General features: G+C 71.7%; 7 protein-coding genes and 1 pseudogene. 7 read left to right on the top strand and 1 reads right to left on the bottom strand.

Annotation, left to right across the window (positions count from 1 at the left end):
- From Q4I23_RS29595 to cobJ, 4 genes and pseudogenes are all read left to right on the top strand, one after another.
- Positions 1-590: pseudogene (locus tag Q4I23_RS29595) on the top strand (precorrin-3B synthase); the annotation flags it as partial.
- Positions 580-1221, top strand: a complete 642-nt coding sequence (locus tag Q4I23_RS29590) for a precorrin-8X methylmutase (RefSeq protein ID WP_498528588.1) — start codon at positions 580-582, stop codon at positions 1219-1221. The pseudogene Q4I23_RS29595 and the gene Q4I23_RS29590, both read left to right, overlap by 11 nt.
- The gene (locus tag Q4I23_RS29585) at positions 1218-1958 is read left to right on the top strand and encodes a precorrin-2 C(20)-methyltransferase (protein ID WP_498528587.1); all 741 of its coding nucleotides are present in this window, start codon (positions 1218-1220) and stop codon (positions 1956-1958) included. The genes Q4I23_RS29590 and Q4I23_RS29585 overlap by 4 nt, the downstream gene beginning before the upstream one ends.
- Positions 1955-2734 (top strand): precorrin-3B C(17)-methyltransferase, encoded by a 780-nt coding sequence (gene cobJ, locus Q4I23_RS29580; RefSeq protein ID WP_498528586.1) that lies wholly within the window; start codon positions 1955-1957, stop codon positions 2732-2734. The genes Q4I23_RS29585 and cobJ overlap by 4 nt, the downstream gene beginning before the upstream one ends.
- Positions 2735-2898: 164 nt before the next feature.
- On the opposite strand, the gene Q4I23_RS29575 is transcribed toward cobJ, so the two are convergent.
- Positions 2899-3633 (bottom strand): cobalt-precorrin-6A reductase, encoded by a 735-nt coding sequence (locus Q4I23_RS29575; RefSeq protein WP_498528585.1) that lies wholly within the window; start codon positions 3631-3633, stop codon positions 2899-2901.
- A gap of 23 nt (positions 3634-3656) precedes the next feature.
- Here Q4I23_RS29575 and cbiE point away from each other — a divergent pair, with 23 nt between their 5' ends.
- The 3 genes from cbiE to cobM are packed head-to-tail and all read left to right on the top strand — an operon-like array spanning position 3657 to position 6060.
- On the top strand, positions 3657-4895 hold the full coding sequence (gene cbiE, locus Q4I23_RS29570; RefSeq protein WP_454017573.1) for a precorrin-6y C5,15-methyltransferase (decarboxylating) subunit CbiE: 1239 nt from the start codon (positions 3657-3659) through the stop codon (positions 4893-4895).
- Positions 4892-5302, top strand: coding sequence for a cobalamin biosynthesis protein (locus tag Q4I23_RS29565; protein WP_498528584.1), 411 nt, complete (start codon positions 4892-4894; stop codon positions 5300-5302). Before cbiE ends, Q4I23_RS29565 begins: the two co-directional genes overlap by 4 nt.
- Positions 5299-6060, top strand: coding sequence for a precorrin-4 C(11)-methyltransferase (cobM, locus tag Q4I23_RS29560; RefSeq protein ID WP_498528583.1), 762 nt, complete (start codon positions 5299-5301; stop codon positions 6058-6060). The genes Q4I23_RS29565 and cobM overlap by 4 nt, the downstream gene beginning before the upstream one ends.
- Positions 6061-6163: the final 103 nt, after the last annotated feature.

Below are 6163 nucleotides of genomic sequence, written 5' to 3'. Positions count from 1 at the left end.
TCCCTCCCCCGCCCAGCGGGGGAGGGTCAGGGTGGGGGAAGACGTCGCCCACCCGACTCTTCCTTGGCCCCCAACCCTCCTGGCTGGGCGTCGCCTTCCCCTTCGGCCGCCTCGACTGCGACAAGCTGGAGGCGCTGGCCGCCCTCACCCTGGAGATCCGCATCACGCCCTGGCGCGCCCTGCTGCTAGCCGCCCCGCAGGAGGGCGCCGCGGAGAAAGCCACCGTCCTCGGTGGCATCCTCGACCACGGTGACATCCGCCTGAAGCTCACCGCCTGCAGCGGGGTCACCGGCTGCGACGTCGGCACCACCGACACCCACGCGGACGGCCTCGCCATCGCCGAGCGCGCGGCGGGCTTGCTGGAGGCGGTGCGGATGGTGCATGTCTCCGGCTGCGCGAAGGGCTGCGCCCATCCCGGCGCGGCGGATGTCACGCTCACCGCGCGGGACGGCGTCTATGACGTCGCGCTGAACGCCGCCCCCGGCGGCACGCCCTGGCGGTCCGGCCTGACGCCGTCCGAGGCCATAAATGCCGTTGCCTCTTTGTCTGGGGCCGATCTGTCTGTTGAGGAGTTGTTCCGTGTCCGCTGAGCCGCTTTACGACTACATCCGCGATGGAGCGGCCATCTACCGCCAGTCCTTCGCCACCATCCGGGCGGAGGCCGACCTGTCGGCGATCCCCGACGACCTGAAAGCGGTGGCGGTGCGCGTCATCCACGCCTGCGGCATGGTGGACGCGGCCCAGGACCTGATGTTCTCCCCCGACGTGGGGACGGCGGCGCGAATGGCTCTGCGTAATGGCGCGGTGATCCTCTGCGACAGCGAGATGGTTGCCCACGGCATCACGCGGGCGCGCCTGCCGGCGGACAACGCGGTCGTTTGCACGCTGCGCGACCCCGCCGTGCCGGAGCTTGCCAAACAGGTCGAAAACACCCGCTCCGCCGCCGCGCTGGAGCTGTGGGTGCCCCAGCTGGCCGGTTCGGTCGTCGCCATCGGTAATGCGCCGACCGCCCTGTTCAAGCTGCTGGAGATGATCCGCGACGGCGCGCCGAAGCCGGCGGCGGTGCTGGGCTTCCCGGTGGGCTTCGTCGGTGCGGCGGAAAGCAAGGACGCGCTGGCCGAGGCGCCCTTCGGCCTGCCCTTCCTGGCGATCAAGGGCCGGCGCGGCGGCAGCGCCATGGCGGCGGCGGCGGTCAACGCCCTGGCGAGCGACGTGGAATGAGCAACGAACCGCAAAACACCGGCACCCTCTACGGCGTCAGCGTCGGCCCCGGCGACCCGGACCTGATGACCGTCCGCGCCATGCGCACCATCGGCGCCTGCCCGGTGGTCGCCTATTTCTGCAAGCGCGGCACCTCCGGACAGGCCCGGCGCATCGCCGACGGCTGCATCACGGCGGAGCACATCGAGCTGCCGATGGTCTATCCGGTGACGGTCGAGTTGCCGCCCAACCACCCCGACTATGGCCGCCAGATCGAGGCCTTCTTTGACGAGTCCGCCGAGCGGCTGGCCGAGCATCTCGCCGCCGGGCGTTCCATCGCCGCGCTGAACGAGGGCGACGCCTTCTTCTACGGCAGTTTCATGCACCTGTTCCTGCGGCTGGCCTCGCGCTTCCCGACGGAGGTGGTGCCGGGTGTCACGTCGATGATGTGCAGCGCCTCGCTGCTGCCGCGCCCGCTGACGCTGCACGACGACGTGCTGTCGGTCATCCCCGGCACGCTGGGGGAGGAGGCGCTGCTGCGGGCGCTGCGCAACGCCGACGCCGCGGTCATCATGAAGCTGGGCCAGAACCTGCCGAAGGTCCGCCGCGCCGTCGAGGCCGCCGGGCTGGCCGACCGCGCCTGGTACATCGAGCGGGCGAGCATGGCGGACCAGCGCGTCATGCCCTTCCGCGAGGCACCGGAGACGGCCCCCTACTTCTCGCAGATCGTCATCCCCGGCGAGGGGCTGCGGCGATGACCGCCGATCCGCAGGCCGGATGGTTGAAGGTCGTCGGGCTCGGCCCCGGCACCGAGGACTGGCTGACCCCGGAGGCCCGGCGCGATCTGGCGGAGGCGACCGACCTCGTCGGCTATTTCCCCTATGTGGACCGGGTGCCGCCGGGGCCGCAGGTGCGCCACGCCTCCGACAACCGGGTGGAGTTGGACCGCGCCCGCCATGCCCTCGAACTGGCGGCGGAAGGTCGCCGGGTGGCGGTGGTGTCGGGCGGCGACCCCGGAATCTTCGCCATGGCCGCCGCGGTGTTCGAGGCGCTGGACGATCCCGCGGCACCCGCGGCGTGGCACCGCGTGCCGCTGTCGGTCGATCCCGGCATCTCCGCGATGCAGGCGGCGGCGGCGCGGGCCGGCGCGCCGCTCGGCCATGATTTCTGCGCCATCTCGCTGTCCGACAATCTGAAGCCTTGGGAGGTGGTGCTGAAGCGCCTGCGCTTGGCGGCGGAGGCGGATTTCGTCATTGCGCTCTACAACCCAATCAGCCGCGCCCGCCCCTGGCAGCTCGGCGCCGCCTTCGACGCGCTGCGCGACCTCCGCTCGGCGGAGACGCCGGTGATCCTCGCCCAGGCAGTCGGCCGCCCCGACGAGGCGCTGACGATCACGACGTTGGGCGCGGTGGACGCGGCGCAGGCCGACATGCGGACCTGCGTCATTATCGGCGCGTCGCACACCCGGCTGGTGCCGCGCGAGGGCGCGCAGCCGTGGGTGTATACGCCGCGCAGCTATGGGGTGCGGGGGTGAGAACATTGTCGAAACGGGCCCCCACCCTAACCCTACCCCGTTGCGCAGGGGAGGGAATCATCTCCTCCCCCTGCTCTCGGCGGACCAAGGTCCGCCTGACGCGTCAGCGCAAGCTACGCTTGCGCGAGAGCGCAGCGGGGGGAGTTCGGGAGGGGAGCTCGACTCTACCGCGCCTCCAGCCATGCCAACGCCGCAGCCGCATCGTGCATTTCGGCCACACCATTGCCGGGCGGTCGCTCCACCATCACCACGGGAATCCCCCGGCGGCGCGCCGCCTCCAGCTTCGCTTCCGTAGCGCTCCCGCCGCTGTTCTTGCTGACGATGACATCCACCCGGTGCTTTTCCAGCAGGGCGCATTCCCCCTCCAGCGTGAAGGGGCCGCGGTCGAGGATCAGGCCGTAATCCGGCAGGTTCGGCGCCGGCTCCGGCGGATCGACGGCGCGGATCAGGTAGCGCTTGTCCGGCACCGCCTCGAACGCCGCGACCTCCTGCCGGCCGATGGTCAGGAAGACGTTTCCGCCCAGCGGGCGCAGAGCCTCGGCGGCGGCGGCCATGTCCGGCACACCGATCCAGCGATCGCCCGCGCCCGGCTCCCACGGCTTGCGGGTCAGCACCAGCAGCGGCACGCCCACCCGCGCGCAGGCCGCCGCGGCGTTGGCGGAAATCTGGCCGGCGAAGGGATGCGTGGCGTCCACGACCGCACCGACGCCGTTCTCTACGATATGCGCCGCCAGCCCATCCACACCGCCGAAGCCGCCGATGCGGGTCGGCAGAGGCGGCAGAACCGGCTGTTTGGTGCGCCCGGCCAGCGACACCGCCGCGTCGATGCGCGGGTGGCCGCTGAGAAGGCGAGCCAGCGCCGTGGCCTCGGTGGTGCCACCCAGAATCAGCGCCTTCATGCTTGTCCTCCTTGGGGTGCGCCATGACCACCAAAGCCAATAGCACAGGACCGGGGCGTTGGCTGAGCGTCGTCGGTATCGGCGAGGACGGGTGGGACGGACTGTCGCCCGCCGTCCGCGCGCTGGTGGATGGCGCGGACCTGCTGGCCGGCGGCGCCCGCCATCTGGCGCTGGTGCCGGAAACCGCCGGACAGGAGCGGCTGCCCTGGCCCTCCCCCCTGTCGGACGCCTACCCCGCCCTGCTGGCGCGGCGCGGCCAACGCGTCTGCGTGCTGGCGAGCGGCGACCCGTCCTGGTACGGCATCGGCGCCACGCTGTCCAAACTCGTTCCGGTTGAAGAACTTTCCATCGTTCCAGCCCCGTCATCCTTCAGCCTTGCCGCCGCCCGTCTGGGCTGGCCGTTGCAGGACTGCGGCACCCTGACCGTGCACGGACGCCCGCTGGAGCTGGTCATTCCGCATCTGCAACCGGGCGCTCGGCTGCTGGTTCTGTGCTGGGACGGAACGACTCCGGCCAAGCTGGCGGCGCTGCTGACGGCGCGCGGCTTCGGACCGTCGCGCCTGACCGCTCTGGAGTCCATGGGCGGACCGCGCGAGCGCTGCATCGTTGCGACGGCGGAAGAATGGTCGGCGGAGCGGGTAGCTGACCTCAACACGCTGGCGGTGGAGTGCGTCGCCACCCCCGGCGCCCGCGCCCTGCCGCGCACGCCCGGCCTGCCTGATGACTGGTTCGAGCATGACGGCCAGATCACCAAGCGGGAGATCCGCGCTGTCACCCTGTCCTGGCTGGCCCCGCGCCGCGGCGAGCTGCTGTGGGACATCGGCGCCGGCTCCGGGTCCATCGGCGTCGAATGGATGCTGAGCGACCCGACGAACCGCGCCATCGCGGTGGAGCACAAGGCCGACCGCGCCGACCGCATCCCGGCCAACGCCGCCGCCTTCGGCGTGCCGGGGCTGGAGCTGGTGCGTGGCAAGGCGCCGGAGGCACTGGACGGATTGCCGGCACCGGACGCCGTGTTCATCGGCGGCGGGCTGACCAACGACGGCGTGCTGGACGCCTGCTGGTCGGCGCTGAAGCCCGGAGGACGGATCGTCGCCAACGCCGTGACGCTGGAAAGCGAGGCGATGCTGATCGCCACCCACAAGCGGTTGGGCGGGCAACTGTCGCAGATCGCCGTCAGCCGCGCCGCCCCTATCGGCGGTTTCACCGGCTGGCGCCCGCTGATGCCGGTCACGTTGTGGCTGGCTGAGAAACCGCTGTGACGGCGCATCGCTTCATCGCAGCGGGCATCGGTTGCCGGGCCGGCTGCCCCGGCGCCGAGATCGCCGGGATGCTCCGCGCCGCCTTCGAGGAAGCCGCGCTGGACGAGGCCGCACGCCGCGCCGTGCAACTGGCGGCACCGATGCGCAAGCGCAACGAGGCCGGGGTGGCCGAGGCGGCGCGTCTGCTCGCCCTGCCGCTCCGGTTCGTTGACGATTCAGCGTTGGCGGCGGTTCAGGACCGGGTGCAGACCCGCTCCGCCCGCGTCGAGGCCGCCGTGGGCATTGCCTCGGTCGCGGAGGCCGCGGCGCTGGCCGCCGCCGGGCCGGGCTCCACCCTTCTGCTGCCGCGCCGTTCCACTCCGCGCGCCACCTGCGCGCTGGCGATTTCTGGGGAAGTTTCCGCATGACCGTGCATTTCATCGGCGCCGGACCGGGCGCGCCCGACCTGTTGACCCTGCGCGGGCGCGACCTGATCGCGTCCTGCCCGGTCTGCCTCTACGCCGGATCGCTGGTGCCCAAGGAGATCATCGCCCACGCCCCGCCGGGCGCCCGGATCGTCGACACGGCCCCGCTGACGCTCGACCGGATCGTTGCCGAGTTCAAGGCGGCGCACGCGGCCGGGCAGGACGTGGCGCGGCTGCATTCCGGCGACCTGTCCGTCTACAGCGCGCTCGGCGAGCAGACGCGGGCGCTGCGCGAACTGGACATTCCCTACGACATCACGCCGGGCGTGCCGGCCTTCGCCGCGGCGTCAGCCGCGCTAGGGCGGGAACTGACCCTGCCGGAAGTCAGCCAGACGCTGATTTTGACACGGACGGAGGGCCGGGCCTCGGCCATGCCGGCGAACGAGACTCTGGAGGTTCTGGGGCGCTCGGGCGCGACGCTGGCCATCCACCTGTCGATCCATGTCATCGACCGGGTGGTGGAGCGGCTGACCCCGCTCTACGGCGCCGATTGCCCGGCGGCGGTGGTCTACCGCGCGACTTGGCCGGAGGAGCGCGTGCTGCGCGGCACGCTGGCCGACATCGCCGCCCAGGTGGCGGACTCGCCGATGGAGCGCACGGCCCTGATCCTGGTCGGCCCGGCGCTGGGAGTGGAGGATTTCCGGTGCAGCGCGCTCTACGACGGGTCGCATGTGCGCCGCTACCGGGGGCTGGGGGAGTGAGGGAGGTTTTCACTCCCTCTCCCCTCTGGGGAGAGGGTCGGGGTGAGGGCTGTCTCTTATACACATCTCCGAGCCCACGAGACTATAACAGCTATCTCGTATG

The sequence above is a fragment of the Azospirillum sp. UFLA03-27 genome (genome assembly GCF_059803775.1).
The sequence above is the reverse complement of the archived record's forward strand: the minus strand, read 5'-3'. Positions and strand labels throughout refer to the sequence as shown.

Bases quoted from the DNA above. Each gene is read 5' to 3' on its own strand.
- cobM (WP_498528583.1), top strand. From the start codon at position 5,299: ATGACCGTGCATTTCATCGGCGCCGGACCGGGCGCGCCCGACCTGTTG.
- Q4I23_RS29585 (WP_498528587.1), top strand. From the start codon at position 1,218: ATGAGCAACGAACCGCAAAACACCGGCACCCTCTACGGCGTCAGCGTC.
- cbiE (WP_454017573.1), top strand. From the start codon at position 3,657: ATGACCACCAAAGCCAATAGCACAGGACCGGGGCGTTGGCTGAGCGTC.
- Q4I23_RS29575 (WP_498528585.1), bottom strand. From the start codon at position 3,633: ATGAAGGCGCTGATTCTGGGTGGCACCACCGAGGCCACGGCGCTGGCT.
- cobJ (WP_498528586.1), top strand. From the start codon at position 1,955: ATGACCGCCGATCCGCAGGCCGGATGGTTGAAGGTCGTCGGGCTCGGC.